This is a genomic window from Corynebacterium guangdongense, assembly GCF_030408915.1.
Classification (GTDB): domain Bacteria; phylum Actinomycetota; class Actinomycetes; order Mycobacteriales; family Mycobacteriaceae; genus Corynebacterium; species Corynebacterium guangdongense.
Map to the genome: position 1 here is coordinate 331,944 of NZ_CP047654.1, position 17,166 is coordinate 349,109.

At 67.6% G+C, this 17,166-nt stretch carries 17 protein-coding genes; 7 read left to right on the top strand and 10 right to left on the bottom strand.

Going from position 1 to position 17,166, the window contains the following annotated elements; all coding sequences use genetic code 11:
• Positions 1 to 153: 153 nt before the first annotated feature.
• Positions 154 to 582, top strand: coding sequence for a pyridoxamine 5'-phosphate oxidase family protein (locus tag CGUA_RS01650; protein WP_290197090.1), 429 nt, complete (start codon positions 154 to 156; stop codon positions 580 to 582).
• A 203-nt stretch (positions 583 to 785) separates the two neighbouring features.
• On the top strand, positions 786 to 1,445 hold the full coding sequence (locus CGUA_RS01655) for a lipocalin family protein (protein ID WP_290197091.1): 660 nt from the start codon (positions 786 to 788) through the stop codon (positions 1,443 to 1,445).
• A gap of 28 nt (positions 1,446 to 1,473) precedes the next feature.
• Here CGUA_RS01655 and CGUA_RS01660 read toward each other — a convergent pair whose 3' ends face one another.
• Genes CGUA_RS01660 through CGUA_RS01680 form a run of 5 tightly spaced genes read right to left on the bottom strand, consistent with a single transcriptional unit; the run spans position 1,474 to position 6,314 of the window.
• On the bottom strand, positions 1,474 to 2,331 hold the full coding sequence (locus tag CGUA_RS01660) for an alkaline phosphatase family protein (protein ID WP_290197092.1): 858 nt from the start codon (positions 2,329 to 2,331) through the stop codon (positions 1,474 to 1,476).
• Positions 2,328 to 3,428 (bottom strand): ABC transporter ATP-binding protein, encoded by a 1,101-nt coding sequence (locus CGUA_RS01665; protein WP_290197093.1) that lies wholly within the window; start codon positions 3,426 to 3,428, stop codon positions 2,328 to 2,330. The genes CGUA_RS01660 and CGUA_RS01665 overlap by 4 nt, the downstream gene beginning before the upstream one ends.
• Positions 3,428 to 4,270, bottom strand: a complete 843-nt coding sequence (locus tag CGUA_RS01670) for an ABC transporter permease (RefSeq protein ID WP_290197094.1) — start codon at positions 4,268 to 4,270, stop codon at positions 3,428 to 3,430. Before CGUA_RS01670 ends, CGUA_RS01665 begins: the two co-directional genes overlap by 1 nt.
• Complete coding sequence (locus tag CGUA_RS01675; protein ID WP_290197095.1) at positions 4,255 to 5,166, bottom strand: ABC transporter permease; 912 nt, start codon at positions 5,164 to 5,166, stop codon at positions 4,255 to 4,257. Before CGUA_RS01675 ends, CGUA_RS01670 begins: the two co-directional genes overlap by 16 nt.
• A gap of 2 nt (positions 5,167 to 5,168) precedes the next feature.
• A complete protein-coding gene (locus CGUA_RS01680; RefSeq protein WP_290197096.1) occupies positions 5,169 to 6,314 on the bottom strand; it encodes an ABC transporter substrate-binding protein in 1,146 nt (381 codons plus the stop codon).
• A 277-nt stretch (positions 6,315 to 6,591) separates the two neighbouring features.
• Here CGUA_RS01680 and CGUA_RS01685 point away from each other — a divergent pair, with 277 nt between their 5' ends.
• On the top strand, positions 6,592 to 7,251 hold the full coding sequence (locus tag CGUA_RS01685) for an HAD family hydrolase (RefSeq protein WP_290197097.1): 660 nt from the start codon (positions 6,592 to 6,594) through the stop codon (positions 7,249 to 7,251).
• Here CGUA_RS01685 and CGUA_RS01690 read toward each other — a convergent pair.
• From CGUA_RS01690 to CGUA_RS01705, 4 genes are all read right to left on the bottom strand, one after another.
• Positions 7,202 to 8,017: a GntR family transcriptional regulator gene (locus tag CGUA_RS01690; RefSeq protein ID WP_290197098.1), complete on the bottom strand. Its 816-nt coding sequence runs from the start codon at positions 8,015 to 8,017 to the stop codon at positions 7,202 to 7,204. The two genes, CGUA_RS01685 and CGUA_RS01690, sit on opposite strands and share 50 nt — an antisense overlap.
• Positions 8,018 to 8,206: 189 nt before the next feature.
• A complete protein-coding gene (locus CGUA_RS01695; protein WP_290197099.1) occupies positions 8,207 to 9,079 on the bottom strand; it encodes a sulfite exporter TauE/SafE family protein in 873 nt (290 codons plus the stop codon).
• Between the two features lie 27 nt (positions 9,080 to 9,106).
• On the bottom strand, positions 9,107 to 9,709 hold the full coding sequence (locus CGUA_RS01700) for a rhodanese-like domain-containing protein (RefSeq protein WP_290197100.1): 603 nt from the start codon (positions 9,707 to 9,709) through the stop codon (positions 9,107 to 9,109).
• Between the two features lie 45 nt (positions 9,710 to 9,754).
• Positions 9,755 to 11,155: an MBL fold metallo-hydrolase gene (locus tag CGUA_RS01705; RefSeq protein ID WP_290197101.1), complete on the bottom strand. Its 1,401-nt coding sequence runs from the start codon at positions 11,153 to 11,155 to the stop codon at positions 9,755 to 9,757.
• A 333-nt stretch (positions 11,156 to 11,488) separates the two neighbouring features.
• Here CGUA_RS01705 and CGUA_RS01710 point away from each other — a divergent pair, with 333 nt between their 5' ends.
• From CGUA_RS01710 to CGUA_RS01725, 4 genes are read left to right on the top strand one after another with little or no spacing between them, the layout of a single operon-like run.
• Complete coding sequence (locus tag CGUA_RS01710; RefSeq protein ID WP_290197102.1) at positions 11,489 to 12,331, top strand: sugar phosphate isomerase/epimerase family protein; 843 nt, start codon at positions 11,489 to 11,491, stop codon at positions 12,329 to 12,331.
• A gap of 4 nt (positions 12,332 to 12,335) precedes the next feature.
• Positions 12,336 to 13,367: a Gfo/Idh/MocA family protein gene (locus CGUA_RS01715; RefSeq protein WP_290197103.1), complete on the top strand. Its 1,032-nt coding sequence runs from the start codon at positions 12,336 to 12,338 to the stop codon at positions 13,365 to 13,367.
• A gap of 36 nt (positions 13,368 to 13,403) precedes the next feature.
• Complete coding sequence (locus CGUA_RS01720) at positions 13,404 to 14,567, top strand: Gfo/Idh/MocA family protein (protein ID WP_290197104.1); 1,164 nt, start codon at positions 13,404 to 13,406, stop codon at positions 14,565 to 14,567.
• Entirely contained in the window at positions 14,567 to 15,418 is an 852-nt protein-coding gene (locus tag CGUA_RS01725) for a sugar phosphate isomerase/epimerase family protein (protein WP_290197105.1), read from the top strand. The genes CGUA_RS01720 and CGUA_RS01725 overlap by 1 nt, the downstream gene beginning before the upstream one ends.
• Positions 15,419 to 15,614: 196 nt before the next feature.
• On the opposite strand, the gene CGUA_RS01730 is transcribed toward CGUA_RS01725, so the two are convergent.
• A complete protein-coding gene (locus tag CGUA_RS01730) occupies positions 15,615 to 17,075 on the bottom strand; it encodes an MFS transporter (RefSeq protein ID WP_290197106.1) in 1,461 nt (486 codons plus the stop codon).
• Between the last annotated feature and the right edge of the window lie 91 nt (positions 17,076 to 17,166).

Genomic DNA, 17,166 nt, shown 5'->3' on the forward strand with positions numbered 1-17,166 from the left:
CAAGCACTCTCAGCACCGCGCACGGATGGGCGGGGCTCCCCTGTCGTTGCTGTTCAACTTAACAGCGGGCGGGACGGGGAGCAATGTGGCCCCGCCGCGGACTGTGACCGCATAGTCACAGCGCAGGCGCAGGAACAGTGGGACAATGGGGATATGACCACTCCCAATGAATACACCCGGATCCTGACTCCGGAGGAGTCCCTCGAGCTGCTGGCCACCCAGACCTTCGGCCGCCTCGTCGTCCAGCGCACGGACGACATCGATCTCTTCCCGCTCAACTACGCCGTCCACGACGGCAAGATCTACTTCCGCACCGCCGAGGGCACCAAGCTCTTCAGCGTCCGCCTTGACCATGAGGTGCTGTTCGAGGCGGACCACGTCGACCATGAGGCGCACGAGGCATGGTCCGTGATCATCAAGGGGTCGGCCCGCCCGCTGGTCTCCAGCGCGGAAACCCTGGCCGCCGAGGACTACGGGCTGGAGCCGTGGCTGCCTTCCTTCAAGTACAACTTCGTCGAGATCACCCCGCGGGACATCTCCGGACGCAAGTTCAGGCTGGGTGAGGAGCCGCAGCGCTACTGATCTGTCAGGTCGAGTCTCTCAGCGGCTGGCGTAGCCCGGCGTTCCGGTCTCAACCGTGCGCGGCGAACCGCTGAAGGCGATGGTCTGCCGGGAAAATCCCTGATCCGGTACTGAGGTGCTCGCACCGATATCGCCGATCCGTCCCGGACCGGACCGGGCGAGCCTAAGATCGAGGTCACACGCCGCCGACCGAAAGGCCTCCCATGTTCCGCTCCCTCGCCGCCACCCTCGCCGCCGCAGCACTGACCGTCGCCCTGGTGCCGGCCGCCGGCGCCCAGCAGTCCTCGCCGACCGATTTCCTCGACGGCGGCCGCCTGGCCGGCGGCTCCTCCCAGCTGGCCCCGACGGGCTTCAGCCCGAATCCGCTGCCCGAGTACGGCGGGAAGATCGACCTGGAGCGCTACGCCGGCACCTGGTACCAGGTCGCCGCGGTTCCCCAGCCGTTCACTCTGCAGTGCGTGGACAATGTCACCGCCGAGTACGCGGTCATCGATCAGGACACCATCTCGGTCCGCAACTCCTGCGGCACCCCGTGGGGCGACCGCTCTGCCATCGAAGGATTCGCCGACGTGCGCTCCGACGCCTCCCTGCGCGTGAACTTCGGCGGCATCCCCTTCCAGGACCCGAACGGCCCGGTCAACTACCGTGTGACCTGGCTGGCCGACGACTACTCGCTGGCGATCGTCGGCGACCCGGACCGCAGGTCCGGGTTCATTCTCTCCCGCACGCCCAGCCTCAGCGCCGAGCAGTGGTCCACCGCGCGCGCCGTGGTCCAGGACCGGGGCTGGTGGGACTGCGCGTTCGTCACCTACCCGGTGGCCGGCGGAAAGACCACGCACCAGTCGCTGTGCGCGCTGAGCTAACAGGGCCGCACCGGCGGGTGTCTGACAGTCAGCGGGCGTCGAGAATCATCGCCGCCAGCTCATGGGGGACGATCTCCGCCGGCCACTGCGGAATCTCACCGTTCGGGGCCCAGGCCACCACCCAGGATTCCTTCTCCCGGTCGCTGTCGCCGCCGTGCCCGCCCTCGTCACGGTGGCCGTGATCGGTGGTGATGACGACGAGCCAGTCTTCACCCAGCTCTTCATGCCGCATGGTCACCTTGTCGATGATGCTGGACACGTGCGTGTCGACGCGCCGGATGGCGTCGCGGTACTCCGAGCCCATGACGCCGAAGACGTGGCCGGCGTCGTCGATGTCGCAGAAGTAGGTGAAGCCGATGTCGAAGCCGCCGTTGGCGGGCAGGAGCTTGGCCGCGGTGGCCGCGGCGATGTCGGCGTCGATGCGGATGTAACCGTAGGTCTCCCCGTCGCGCGCGATGACGTTGTGCAGACCCGCGTACTGCTGCTCCATCCGCGGGTGGATGATGGGGCCGAGCCCGGCCGGGTCGACGAGCACCGGCCAGCCGGCGGCGGCGAAGGTGCGGGTCGAGTGATCCCGGTAAAAGGCCTCCGACAGGATGTCGGGGTGGTGCCACAGGTTGGAGCCGACGCAGGAGTTGTCCTTCAGCCCGTGCTCGGCGTGGGTCGTGCCGGTGAGGATGGAGGCCCAGCCGGGGGCGGAGATGGTGGGCGCCTCCATGGTCTGGCGATGCCAGCTGCCCGCGTCGGCGAGCTGGGTCAGGCGCGTGCCGACGCCCTCCTCGGCGACGGCGTCCCAGCGGGCGCCGTCGAGGCCGAGGAGGAGGACGTGGCGCGCGGCGGACTCGGCCTGCTGCGCGGTGCTCATGTTGCGGAGGATGGAGTTCACTGTGACCATGCTTTCTGAAGGTTGGCCCACGTCTCACGCTCGGCGTCGTTCGGGACGTCGATGACGGTGTCGGTGCGGGCAATGGTGAGGCGGACGCGATCACCGATCGCGAGTTCGTCGGAGTCGCGGGTGGGCATGTCCATCCGGAGATAGCCCTTGCCTCGCTGGCCCTGGACGGTCACCGAGGAGAAGATGCCGCGCAGCTGCTTGTCGACGACGACGTAGTGCGCCGCATCGTCGCGGTGCGCGAGCAGCTGCTCGGGGCGGATGAGCCCGGTCGCGATCTCGCCCTGGGCCGCGTCGCTGGCGGCGTTGACGATGTCCAGTTCGGTGTCCAGCAACCGGACGCGGTCGCCGTGGACGGAACCGACGATGCGGTTGGCCACGCCGACGAACTGGGAGATGAAGGGGGTCTGCGGATGGTGGTAGAGCTCGGCCGGGGTGCCGATCTGCTCGATCTGCCCGGCGCGGATGACGGCGACGCGGTCCGACATGACGATCGCCTCCTCCTGGTCGTGGGTGACCATGAGGGTGGCGATGCCGCGGGACTGCTGGATGCGGCGAATCTCGTCGCGCAGCTGAACGCGGACCTTGGCGTCGAGCGCGGAGAGCGGCTCGTCGAGCAGCAGGACCTCCGGCTCGATGGCCAGCGCCCGGGCCAGCGCCACGCGCTGCTGCTGGCCGCCGGAGAGCTGCGCCGGGTACTTGTCCATGTGCGCGCTCAGCCCGACCAGCTCGAGCAGCTCCTGGGCGCGGGTGGTGCGGGCGGAGCGGTCCCGGCCCCGGATCTTCAGGCCGTAGGCCACGTTCTCGGTGGCGGTCAGGTGCGGGAACAGCGAGTACGCCTGGAAGACGATGCCCATGTTGCGCTCCCGGGTCGGCCTGGCGGAGACGTCCCGGCCGTCGATGAGGATCTGCCCGCCGTCGGCGGACTCGAGTCCCGCCAGCACGCGCAGCGCCGTGGACTTGCCGCCGCCGGAGGGGCCGAGCAGGGAGACCAGCTCGCCCTGGTCGATGGTGAGGTTCATGCGGTCCAGGACGGTGTTCTCGCCGTAGATCTTGGTGATGTCACGCAGTTGTACGTGGGGTGTGGACATTAGTTGTTCCTCTTCCCGGTGCGGCTGGTCTGGGCACGTCCCAGCTGGGAAATGACCACGAGCAACAGCCAGGTGATGATGGTGACGATGAAGGACAGGGCTGCGACGCCCTTCGGGGAGGCCGAGGAGACCTCGACCATGTACACGGGGAACGTGTAATGGAGCAGGAGAGAGGCCATGGCGAACTCGCCCAGGACCCCGGCGACGCACAGCAGCGAGGCCGAGAGCATGCCCACGCGCAGGTTCGGCAGGATGACCTCCCTCAGCGTGGTCCAGGTGCTGGCGCCCAGCGAAGAGGACGCCGCGAACAGGGTGTTGAGGTCGAGCGCCTTGACGCCGGCGTCGATGGCCCGGTAGCACAGCGGCATGACCAGCACGACGTACATCGGGACCAGCGACCAGATGGAGGTGAGGAAGGACGGGACGATGGCCCGGTAGAACTCGGAGACGCCGGAGACCAGCGCGACGGCCGGGACGACCATCGGCAGGATGGACAGCAGCTCCGCGATCTTCGCCAGCTGGGGCGCCCGCAGGTTGAGGAAGACGATCGTCGGCACCAGCAGCACGAGCATGAGGATGGTCGTGGCGAAGGTGAGCAGCAGCGTGTTGAGGATCGCCTCCCCGGCGCGGCCCTTGGCGAGGACCTCGATCAGGGGGTCGAGGGTGAAGGGCTGATCCGGGCGGGAGAAGCCGTACTGGGCGGCGGCCAGCCACGGCACCAGGAAGTACACCAGGGCGACGCCGAGGATCGCGACGGAGGCCCAGGGGGTGCCGCTCTTCCGGGTGGCCGGGGCGGTTGCGCCCGGGACCGGGGTCGGGGGAGTGGTCAGTTGTTGAGCCATCGGTCACTCTTTCGCGTCAGGTAGAAGCGGATGCCCATGGCGGCCAGGATGATGATCATCATCCAGGTCACCAGCGCCGCCGCGAGACCCGGGTTGAGCAGGACGTTGCCCGAGATGTAGAAGCCGATGAGGATCGGCACGAGGTTCAGCGACCCGCCGGCCAGGGCGTAGGCGGTGGCGTAGGCGGCGAAGGCGTTGGCGAACAGCAGCAGGAAGGAACCGATGATCGACGGCCACAGCACCGGGACGACCACGTCGCGCACGTACTGCAGGCGGGTGGCGCCGAGCGAGGAGGCGGCCTCCAGCCAGGAGCGCTTCAGTCCGCCCATCGCAGGCAGCATGAGCACGGCCATCAGCGGAATCTGGAAGTACAGGTAGACGATGACCACGCCCCAGAAACCGGTGATGGAGAAGCCGTCGAGCATGCCCGGGAACAGGCGGTTGAGCAGCTGGGTGAGAATCCCCTGCACGCCCAGCAGCGCGATGAAGGCGTAGGCCAGGTTGACGCCGCCGGACTGGGAGGCCAGCGCCGCGAAGCTGCCGACCAGGTTGTTGAGCCAGGCGGGCTTGCGCGCGCTCTCCAGCGCCCAGGCCACGAACACCCCGAAGAAGGCGCCGACGGCCGCGGTCAGGAAGGACAGCCAGGCGGTGAGCAGGAAGGCGTCCCGGTTGGCGGAGTCCATGGCCTCGGCCATGGTGGCGAAGGAGAATCCCCCGCGTGGGCCGGTGAACGCGGTCACCAGGTTGGCCAGGATGGGCAGGACGAGGAACAGGGCGACAAACACGAAAAAGGGCAAAGCGCCCAACCACGAGCCGGTGGACACCGACCGGAGGTTCAGACGCTTCCTCTTCGGTTCCGTCGCCTCAGCCTGGCCGGCAGGATGAGCGACAGTCATGCTTAACCGACCTTCTTGGCCCATTCAGCGGCGATGACCTTGTTGGCGGCGTCGCCCTGCTCCGGGGTCGGCAGCTCGACCTTGGCCACGACCTCCGGATCCGGCAGGGAGGCCAGGGCCTTGTCGGAGAGCTTGCCCTCCTCGACCAGCTGGGTGAAGCGCGCCGGGATGGCGCCGCCGAGCGCGTACTGCTCGGCGCCCTCGTCGGAGGTCAGCCAGTCGACCCACAGGCGGGCGGCGTTGGGCTGCGGGGAGCCGGCGGTGACCGGCTGGGCGTAGTAGTTGCCGAACACGCCGTCCTCGAGGGTGACGTACTCGAAGTCAACGCCGTCGGCCTTGAGCTGCTCGGCGCGGCCGAGCCAGTTGTAGTTCCAGTCGAAGATGATCGCGGCCTCGCCGGTGGTCATGCCGGAGGCGGCGTCGGAGACGGTGGTGAGGTTGCCCAGTTCCTTCAGCTCCGCGAAGTAGTCGATGCCCGGCTGGATGTCGTCGAGGCTGCCGCCGTTGGCCAGCGACGCGGCGAAGACGGTGCCGATGGAGGAGGCGCCCTGGCGCGGGTCACCCGGCAGGGCGATCTTGCCGGCGTACTCCGGCTTCTTCAGGTCCTCGAAGGTGGTCGGGATGTTGTCGACCAGGTCCTTGTTCACGCCGATGGTGATGACGCCGTAGTAGGCGCCGACCCAGTTGCCCTCGGGATCCTTGAGGTTGTCCGGGATGTCCTCGAAGGTGGTCGGCTTGTAGGGCTCGATCAGGCCCTGGTTGATGGCGGTGTTGGTGAAGGAGTAGCCGATGTCGAGGACGTCCGGCTGGGTGTCCTGGCCCTTGAGGTTCTGGACGGCCTGGAGTTCCTCGGCGGAGGAGGCGTCCGGGGAGTCGACGACGACGTCGACGCCGTACTTCTCCTCGAAACCGGCGAAGTGGCCGGCGTAGTTGGCCCAGGTCTCGGGGTAGGCGATGAGGCGGACCTGGCCCTCCTCCTTGGCGTTGGCGGCGATCTCCTCGATGGTGGAGCCGATGGCCGACGGGTCGGTCTCGCCGGCGCCGGTGCTGCCGCAGGCGGCGGCGAGGGGGACGATCAGCGCCATGACGGCGCTGAGGCCGGCGGCCTTGAGGCCGGTGCGGCGGGAGAAACGGGCGGTGGAGGTCATGATGTCCTTTCAGGGGGATTCCCGGACGAAGCGAACGGGGCTCCGAGTGCCGACTGGTCCGGACCGGGTGTCCGGGCCGGCGGTCGACGCCGGGAGGGAACTGCAGAGCAACTGCCGCTAGTAGATTCCCAGGCCGGGGTATTTCCCGGGTTTACCCTGTGTGAACTATTGCGGAATAGTGCCGTAGACCTTTAGGAAAATCCCTGGTCCACCAGTTTTCGGGGGCTACGTTGGGGTTTCAACCGACCGAACCCCGAGCACAGTGAGGTACGCACCCATGCAGACGACGGACACTATTCTGGCGGGCCGAACCGCCATCCTCTTCGACTACAACGGCACACTCGCCGATGACGAGAACCTCCTGGAAATCGCCTACGGCCAGTCACTGGTCAAGCTCGGCCTCGCGCCGCTCGCGGAGGGGGAGTACTGGGCCCTGCTGGGCAAGTCCGACCCGGACATCTCCGCCGCGCTCCTGGCGGCCCGCTCGGCGGCGGTCAGCGTGGACGAGCTGCTGGCCGTCGTCAGCGAGGTCTACCTTGAGGCCTACCGCCGGGATCCGCGGATCGGGGAATCGACGGTGGAAATGGTGGAGAAGCTGCACGCCGAGGGCGTGCGCATGGGCGTGGTCACCGGCACGCTGCGCGCGCTGATCGAGCCGGCGCTGGTGGAGGCCGGCATCCGCCACCTCCTCGACCCGATCGTCACCATCGAGGACGTCAGCGTCGGCAAGCCGGATCCGGCCGGATTCCTCCTCGGCGCTGAACTCATGGGCCGGGACCCGGCGGGAATCCTCGTCTTCGAGGATTCCCGGGCCGGGGTCGCCGCGGCGCACGCCGCCGGCATGACCCCGCGGGGCGTGGGGGCCGCCACCGGTCTTGACGACGCCTTTACCTCGATGGAGCAGGTGGCGACCCTGGTTCTCGGGCGAGAGTCCTAGGGGAGATCAGCCCCGGCGGGTCCCCGGCGACGTCGCCCGAGGACACGATGACCCGGGCCGTGTCGGAACGGAGGACGTCCCGGGAATACTCCACCACCGTGCCCGACCGGTCCTCGGCGATCCGCGTCAGCTGCAGCAGCAGGGTGGCGCGGGTGACGCCGAGGAGATCCTGCTGCTCCTCCGTCGGCGTCACCGGCGTGATGAGATCCCATTTCCGGACCGGGCGGCGGTGGTACGCGTCCAGGAGCTCGTAGAGCGACTGGGTGAGGTCCTGCTCGACCAGGAAGGGAAGACCCTCCCGCGGGAAATAGGAGTTCTCGATCAGCGTGGGCAGGCCCCCGATGAGGCGGAGCCGGGAGATGTTGAAGACCGGATCCCCCTCCCCGATCCGCAGCGCCTGGGCCACCTCCGGATCAGCGGCGATTTCGCCGGCGGCCAGGATGCGGGACTGGATGTCCCACCCCCGTTCCCGGAGCTGGGGCAGGTACCCGTCCATGCGGGTGACCTCCACGGTCGGAGGAATGTGGCGGACGAAGGTGCCGCCCGCGCGGCCGCGCCGTCGCTCGATGACCCCCTCGGCGTGGAGAATGTCCAGGGCCTTGCGCACGGTCATCCGGGCGACGCCGAACTGCTCGCACAATTCGCGCTCGCTGGGCAGACGGTCACCCGGAAGGAACTGCCCGGCGGCGAGGCTCTCGCGGAGCTGGTTGGCGATCGTCACGTAGACGAAGGCGTGCGGGGGAGTGGGTTTGGCGGGCACGGTCATGCGGTTACCTGCTTTCGGCAGTCTCAGGGCGGCCCATCCGGTGGGCGCCTGGCATGCCTTGACGACGCCAAGATTAGCACCGCACGCCCCCCGCCCCGGCACCGGAAAGGTCGCCGCCGCTGACGGGCGGCGGCCTCCCGGGAAACGTCGGAACCCGCCTCCTCGGCGGAGGCGGGTTCCCCAATGCGGCTAGGCGGTGACCTTCGCCTTTTCGTGATTCGGCGTGGACTTCCGACGAACGAACCAGCCGAGGCCGACGATCACGGCGAGGATGGCGCCGGCGCCGACCACGACGGTGTTCCACGGCGCAGGCAGCTCCTGGAAGAGGACGATGAAGCCCATCACCAGGACGAAGACGCCGAATCCCTTGCGCAGCGCCTTCTCCGGCACCACCGAGGTCAGGCGGGCGCCGATCACGGCGCCGACCAGGGCGGCGGCGGTGACGCCGAGCACCAGCGGCCAGTCCAGGCTGACGGTGGTCAGGTAGCCGGCCAGCCCGGCGAAGGACTTCATGGTGATGACCACCAGGGAGGTGCCCACCGCGGCCGGCATCGACAGGCCGCCGAGCAGCGCCAGCGCCGGGACCACCAGGAATCCGCCGCCCGCGCCGACCAGACCGGTGACCAGGCCGACGACCAGGCCCTCGAGGAGGATCTTGCCTAGGGGAAGTTTCCTGGGTTCGCCGGCGCCCCCCTTGTTGGAGCGGCCCCGCAGCATGGCCGCGGCCGTGGCGATCATCATGACGGCGAAGGCAACCATGAGAATCATGCCGGGGATGTGGCCACCGGCCAGGCCGCCGAGGAAGGCGCCGACCATCGAGGCGGCGCCGAAGGTCAGGCCGGTGCGCCAGCGGACGTTGCCCTGCCGGGCATGCGCCAGGGCGCTGACCGCGGAGGTGGCGCCGACCACGAAGAGGGAGGCCGCGATGGCTTCCTTCGGGTCCATCCCGGCGACGTAGGTCAGCAGTGGGACGGTGAGGATGGATCCGCCGCCGCCCATCAGCCCCAGGCTGAGGCCGACCACGACGGACAGAAGGACTACTGCGACGAGAGTGACGCTCATTGTTTCTGCCTCAGGGCTGGTGGGTGGTTAGGAGACGGTGACGGAGCCGGTGGCGGTCGGAATGTTGCGGACGGTGGCCTCGAGGGTCGGGTTCACGCTCGCCTTGTTCCAGGGGGCCTTGGACAGGACGGTCGCCATCATGCAGGAGTTGCTGACGGCGGACCAGACCAGGCCCGCGCCGACGGCGGCGGAGAGGAATCCGACCGGGCGGGAGACCACGCGGGAGCCGACGAAACCTGCCAGCACCAGGGATCCCGCGCCCATGCGGACCTGCCGGTTCATGTCCCACCGCTGGTTGCCGCGGACGACGTCGCCGCCGGCCTTCTCGTAGGCGTCGGTGCCGCCGGCGAGGATGGTGGTGGTTTCCAGGCCGACCGCGGCGAGGCGCTCGCGGGCCTGCTCGGCGCGGGCGCCGGACTGGCAGACCAGGACGGCGCCGTCGGCGAAGCGGCCGGCGAACTCCTTGGTGTGCTCGGAGAGCATCGAGAGCGGGACGTTGTAGGCGCCCTTGATGTGGACGGTCTCGAACTCGGCCGGCGTACGGACGTCGATCACCATGATCTTTTCGTCGTTGGCGAGACGCTCCTTGAGGTCGGCGGGCTGCAGTGCGGTGATGGCCGGGTTAGTCATGTAGCGGAAAATCCTTCAGCGTTGGTTGGTTGGTTGATCGATTGGTTACTTGTTGTTGTGGTTGAGCCAGCCGAGGTAGCTGCCCTCGAGCTCGACGACGTCGTAGCCCTTGCGGCGCAGCGCGGAGGCGGCGACGGAGTTGCGGACACCGGACTGGCAGTAGCTGACGATGGTCTCGTCCTTGGCGGGCAGTTCGCCCAGGTTCCACAGGACGCGGCCGCCGGAGAGCTGGTGGGCGCCCGGGATGTGGCCGTCGGCGAACTCGGTCTTGTTGCGCAGGTCCAGGAGCATCGCGCGCTCGTGGCCCTCGAGCTCGTCCTGGGAGATGACGGCGGGCTGGTAGGTCGGCAGGCCGTCGAAGGAGGTGACGAAGCCGACGGTCTCGTCGACCCCGACGCGGATGAAGTGGTCGCGGTACTGCGCGGCCTCCGCCTCGTCGCGGGCCAGGACGACCAGGCCGGCGTCGGCGTCAGTGGTCTCCGGGTCGAAGACCCAGGCGACGTAGCTGGCGGCCTTGCCCAGGCCCGGGACGTTGACGGAGCCGACGACGGTGCCCTGGTGGACCTCGCTGTGGTGGCGGGTGTCGACGATGATCTTCTCGCCGGACTCGACCTCGGCGGCGATGTCGGCGCCGGTGAACTCCGGCAGCGGGGCCAGCGGGTAGCCGAGCACGGCCGGGCCGGTCTTGTTCTGGCGCTTCATGCGGCCGAAGTAGGCGTGGGCGTCCGGCTGGCCGTCGAGAAGCTCGTCGACGAAGCCCTGCTCGTCGTCGTTCTTCAGGTACTCCGCCCACCAGGCGTAGGCGCGCTCGTAGCCGACGGTGGTCGAGGGCAGTGCGCCCAGCGCCTTGCCGCAGGCGGAACCGGCGCCGTGGGCGGGGTAGACCTGGACGTGATCCGGGAGCTCGAGGAAGACCTCCTTGAGGCTCCGGAAGATCTGCTTCGCGCCGCCGAAGCGGGTGTCGACGCCGCCGGCGGCCTCGTCGAGCAGGTCCGGGCGGCCGAGGTCACCGGAGAAGACGAAATCGCCGGAGAGCATGTAGCCCGGCTCGTCCGCGAAGGCGCCGTCGGTGATGAGGAAGGAGAGGTGCTCCGGGGTATGGCCCGGGGTGTGGCGCGCCTGGATGGTGATGTTGCCGATGGTGATGGTGTCACGGTCGTGGAGGCGCTCACCCTCGAAGCCGTACTGCCAGTCCTCGTCGCCCTCGCCGGAGACGTAGATCGTGGCGCCGGTGGCGGCGGCCAGCTCGCGGGTGCCGGAGAGGTAGTCCGCGTGAATGTGGGTCTCGGTGACGGCGACGATCTTCATGCCGTGGTGCTCCGCGAGCTCCAGGTAGTCGGTGATGTCGCGCCGGGGGTCGACGACGACGGCGGTGTTCTGGGCCTGGCAGCCAATGAAGTAGCTGGCCTGGGCAAGGTCCTCGTCATAGAAACGGTGCAGCAGCAAGGTCTTCTCCTCGTTGGTGTGTGCGGTGTGGAACCGACACTACACATACCCCAGGGGGTATGCAAGTAATCCCCCAGGGGTATTGCGCGGGGGCCGAAATGCCTGCTCCAGGACGTGCCCGCTTGCCGACGTCCACAGCCGGCGGGGGCTTTTCCGTGGGAGTGAGGTTCCGCCGAAAAACCCCCCGGAGTTAGGTGGGTCACTCACGAAAGGTGATACCGTCGGCTATAGTTTTGGTAATCCCAAATTTAAGACTGGTGAGCGGCTGTGCGCCGGTGCGTGCCCTCCGGCCGCCTCGGCCCTCTCCCGGACCGACCCAAGGACGGATGACACATGTGGACCATTTCCGGATTTGCCGATGAAATCTCCCGCGACCTCGACGAACAGATCGCCCTCCTGAATGCGCTGAACATCAGGTTCGTCGAGTTCCGCAGCGCCTGGGGGACCAAGGTTCTCGACCTCTCCGAGGAGCAGCTCGCCACCGCCAAGGCCAAGCTCGACGAGGCCGGGATCCGGCTCTCCTCCGTCGGCTCCGACCTGGGCAAGATCCAGATCACCGACCCCTTCGAGGGGCACCTGGAGCGCACCCGTCACGGCGTGAAGGTGGCCAAGTTCTTCGGCGCGAAGTACATCCGCCTGTTCTCCTTCTTCATCCCGGAAGGGGAGGACGCCGACCAGTACCGCGACGAGGTGCTGCGCCGCACCCGCGAGATGGTCGCCCTGGCCGAGGCCGGTGGCGTCACCCTCCTGCACGAGAACGAGAAGGGCATCTACGGCGACATTCCGCGCCGCGTCGCCGACCTCATGTCCTCCGTCGACTCCCCGCACTACCGCGCGATCTTCGATCCGGCCAACTACGTCCAGTCCGGAGCCAAGCCGGTCGACGAGGCCTACCCGCTGGTCAAGGAGTACGTCGACTACATCCACGTCAAGGACGCCACCACCCCCACCGCCGAACACCCGATCGGCCTGATCACCCCGGCCGGCCAGGGCGACGGCCAGTTCCAGGAACTCTTCGCCACGCTCAAGGAGGACGGCTTCGACGGCTTCTTCTCCATCGAGCCACACCTCGGCGACTTCGACGAGTTCGGCGGCCTGTGCGGCCCGGATCTGTGGACCGACGCCCACACCGCGCTGATCGACCTGTTCACCCAGACCGACGTCGAGTGGGCGTAACCCCATGACCAGAGCAGCCATCGTCGGATGCGGCGACGTCTCCGTCGTCCATGTTGAAGCGCTCGAAGCACTGTCCGAGCCGCTGGGCATCGAGCTCGTCGCCGTCGCCGACACCGACCCGGCCGCGGCGCAGAAGCTCGCCGAGCGCGCCGGGGTTCCGGCCTACGCCAGCCTGACCGAACTTCTTGAGCGGGCCCGACCGGACGTCGTCCACATCACCACCCCCCATGACCGGCACATCGACCTCGCCCTCGAGGCCCTGGCCGCCGGCGTCCACGTCGTGCTGGAGAAGCCGCTGGCCAACGAGATCGCCGAGGCCGAGCGCCTGATCGAGTGGCTGGACGCGCACCCCGGACACCCGAAGATCGCGGTCTGCTACCAGAACCGCTACAACGCCTCCGCGCAGGCGCTGCGCGGCCTCCTCGATTCCGGCGAGCTCGGCGACGTCCACGGCGCCTACGCCTCGGTGGTGTGGACCCGCACCCCCGGCTACTACACCGACAAACCCTGGCGCGGGCAGCAGGTCCGCTCCGGCGGCGGACTGCTAATGAACCAGGCCATCCACACCCTGGACCTCATTCAGTGGTTCCTCGGCGAGGTCACCGCCGTGCAGGGCCGGGTCAGCACCGACAAGTACGGCGACGTCGTCGACGTGGAGGACACCGCGCACGCCTACCTCACCCACGGCACCGGGCCGACCACCACGTTCTACGGCACGCTGACCGCGCCGCGCCATCGCCCGGTGGAGCTCGAGCTGGAATGCGAGAACGCCCGCGTCATCCTGTGCGACGGGTTGCAGGTGCTGTGGCCCGACGGACGGGTCGACACGTACCCCGAGCGCACCGCCGCCTCCGGGGGGCGCAGCTACTGGGGAGTGAGCCACGAGCTGCTCATCCGCGACTTCTACGAACGCCTCGGGGAGCCGGAACCCTTCTGGATTTCGCCCCGGGAGGCGATGGCCTCGTTGTCCATCGCGAAATCGATCTACGACTCCTCTGCCCTGGCCATGGCGCCGGGGCGGGGCACAACTGCATAAACACCCCATTCAGCCGTCAACAGCGCAAGGAGCAACATGAGCGACAAGGTTCGTCTCGGAATCATCGGCCTCGGTGCGGAGGGCACCATGTACGCGGACTTCCTCAAGGAGGAGCGCGTCGGGAACATGGAGATCGGCGCCATCTGCGACATCCTCCCGGAGAAGAAGACCGCCGCCGAGGAGTACGGCGTCCCCTTCTACGAGGACTACCAGGAGATGATCACCTCCGGTGACGTCGACGCGATCGTCACCACCGTCCCGCACTATCTCCACCCGGAGATGGGCATCTACGCCCTGGACAACGGCGTCCACGCCCTCGTCGAGAAGCCCGTCGGCGTCTACACGAAGCAGGCCACTGAACTCATCGAGTTCGCCAAGTCCACGCCGGAGCTGAAGTTCGGCGTCTTCTTCAACCAGCGCACCAACCAGCTCTACAAGGACATCAAGGCCATCATGGACTCCGGCGAGCTGGGCAAGCTGCGCCACACCTCCTGGCTCATCACCAACTGGTGGCGCCCCCAGGGCTACTACAACCAGTCCGACTGGCGCGCCACCTGGGGCGGCGAGGGCGGCGGCGTCCTGGTCAACCAGGCCCCGCACCAGCTCGACCTGTGGCAGTGGATCTGCGGCGTCCCGGAGTCCGTCTTCGCCAAGGCGCAGTACGGCTTCCGCCGCGACATCGTCGTCGAGGACGAGGTCAACGCCCTGGTCTCCTTCGCCGACGGCGCCACCGGCACCTTCATCACCGCCACCCATGACATGGTCGGCACCGACCGTCTCGAGATCCTCTGCGACAAGGGCAAGATCGTCGTCGAGAACTCCAAGGACGTCACCATCTGGCGCCTCCACGAGGACGAGCAGGTGCTGTCCAATGACATGGACATGGACATGGTCAAGAAGCTGTTCACCGGCAAGGTCGACCTCAACGACTACATGAGCACCGAGACCAAGAGCTACGAATCCGTCTGGGGCGAGCAGCACTGCGAAGTCATGCGCAACTTCGCGGCCGCCGTCCAGGGCGAGGAGGAGCTGCTGGCTCCGGGCGGCGACGGCATCAACGGCGTCCGCCTGGCCAACGGCATCCACCTGTCCTCCTGGACCGGCCAGGAAGTCTCGCTGAGCGATTTCGACGAGGAGACCTACCTCGCGGAGCTGAACAAGCGCATCCGTGAAGAGGGCAAGTTTGAGGAGCGTAACTAATGGCTGACATCGGCGTGCAGTTGATGATGCTCAAGGACCAGGTCGCCGCCGACGGCATGTACCCGGTTCTGGAGAAGCTCAAGGACATGAACATCGCCTCCGTCGAGGTGTCCCAGATCCCGATGACCGAGGAGAACACGGCCGCCCTCGAGCGCGGCGTCACGGAGTTGGGCATCAAGGTCGGCGCCCTCTCCGTCGCCCTGGAAGCCGGCGCCCTCAGCGGCGCAGACTCCTTGGAGGCGGACTACGACAAGATCCTCGCCGATTGCCGACGCCTCGACGTCCGCTTCCTGCGCATCGGCATGATGCCCTTCGAGGCGATGGTCTCCCAGGAAGCCACCGAAGCCTGGGCCGCCAAGGTCGAGCCCTACGCCGCCCGCCTCAAGGAGGACGGCGTCACCCTGTGCTACCACAACCACCACGTCGACCTGCACAAGTATGACAACGGCGAGCGGATCTTCGACGTCGTCCGCCGGGTGGCCCCCAACCTCCACTTCGAGGTCGACCTCCATTGGGTCCAGCGCGGCGGGATGGCCCCGCTGGACATGCTCAAAGCCTATGCGGGCGTGTGCAAGCTCATCCACGTGAAGGACTATCGCGTGACCTCCCTGCCGCAGGAGGCCATCGACCTGATGACCGCCGGCAAGATCATGGAAGGTTACGAGAAGTTCGTCAACATCATCGAATTCGCCGAGGTCGGCCAGGGCAACATGAACTGGCCCGATCTGCTGCCCGCCTCCGTCGAGGCCGGCGCCGAGTTCTTCTTCATCGAGCAGGACATGACCTACGGCCGCGACCCCTACGACTGCATCCGCGACTCCCGCGAGTACCTGACGTCGATCGGCTGGTAATCCCCGGCTGAACCCCTGACGGCCCCGCCTCTTCCCGGAGAGGCGGGGCCGTTGTGGTGCCCGGCCACCCCGACGATGCCCGGTCGGCGGCCGCCGGAGCATCGTCGGGGGGCAGGAAACAGGCCCCACGCTCAAGAGCCGGTGGTCCGCTCTTCCCGAGGGAGCGGACCACCGGTTCTGGGCGGTGGGTGGCGTCCTAGCGGACTGACTCCGGGACCTCTTCGCCACGGCGGGCGGCGAGGAGGGCGACGTTCTTCTCGACCAGACCCTTCTTCAGCGGGTACAGGAAGATCAGGGACAGGGCGACGAGGATGCAGCCGACGCCGGGAAGGACGTTGACCAGCATGTAGATTCCGTCGATGGCCTCCTGCGGCTGGGCGCCTCCGTCGGCGGCGATCGCGGAGTCGAAGCCGATCCAGCCCAGGGCGACGCCGATCAGGCCGCCGGCCGCTGCCTGGCCGAGCTTGCGGGCCCAGGAGTAGACCGCGTAGACGGTGCCGTCATCGCGGGTGCCGGTGCGGACTTCCTGGTAGTCGATGACGTCGGTGATGAATGCCCAGACCAGGTAGTTGAAGACGCTGATGGCGAACATGGCGACCGCGTAGAAACCGATCCACACCCACGGGTTCTCGATCTTCAGGAAGTAGGCGACCAGCAGGACGGCGCCGCCGATGAACATGGCGACGGCGGCTGTCTCGGCCTTGCCGAAACGCTTGGCCAGCCACGGGGCCAGCACGATCAGGGTCAGCGCGGGCAGCATGCCGGCCAGGGAGGCGGGGGACTGGAGGCGGCCCTCACCGAACCAGGTGAGGAAGACGTAGCCCAGCATTCCCATGAGGAACATCATCGACAACAGCAGCAGCAGGGCGGCGGCGATGAGGCCGAGCAGGGCACGGTTGGAGAACACGGACTGGAGCATCTTGCCCAGGCCGACGGTTTCCTTCTGCACCTTCGGGTCTTCCACGATGCGCTCCTCGACGCTGACGTAGAGGATGGCGTAGCAGATGACGGCCAGGACGGAGCAGACGACCGCCGCGATGGTCATGCGGGGGCCGGAGAGAATGGAGACGCCGGCCTCGTTGGTGACGTAGACGAACAGGGGCAGAAGCGTGGAAATGGCCAGGTTGGCGAGGGTGCCGCCGGTGGAGCGCCAGACGGAGAGCTGGGAACGCTCGGTCGGGTCGTTGGAGATGACCGAGGCCATGGAGCCGTAGGGGATGTTGATCGCGGTGTAGCAGAGGGAGCCCCACAGGAAGTAGGTGGCGATCATCCAGGCCATCTTCGCGCCGTAGCTGTCGAAGTCGGAGACGAAGGACATGTACATCAGGGCGGAGGCGACGGCGACGGGGATGGCGATCCACTTCACCCAGCGCTTGAACTTCTGACCGACCTTGTTGTTGGGCAGACGGTCGACCAGGATGCCCATGCCCACGTCCGTGAAACCGTCGATGACGCGCGCGCCGAGGAGGAGGGCGCCGACGTGAGCGGGCTGGATGCCCACCACGTTGGTGTAGAAGATCATGAAGAAGCTGGACTGCAGGATGAAGGTGAAGTCGTTGCCGAAGTCACCGAACATGTAGCCGACGCGGTCGCGCATGCCGAATGGCCGCACGCTGCGGGGGGAGGTCGTCGGGGACTCCGGGCTCTTGATGGACATGGCGTTTCCTTAGGGTGTGATGGTCGTCTCAAAGGATCGAAAAGTGTGATCTATCACCTAGGTAAAAAATATACGGTATGACCTTTGTTGG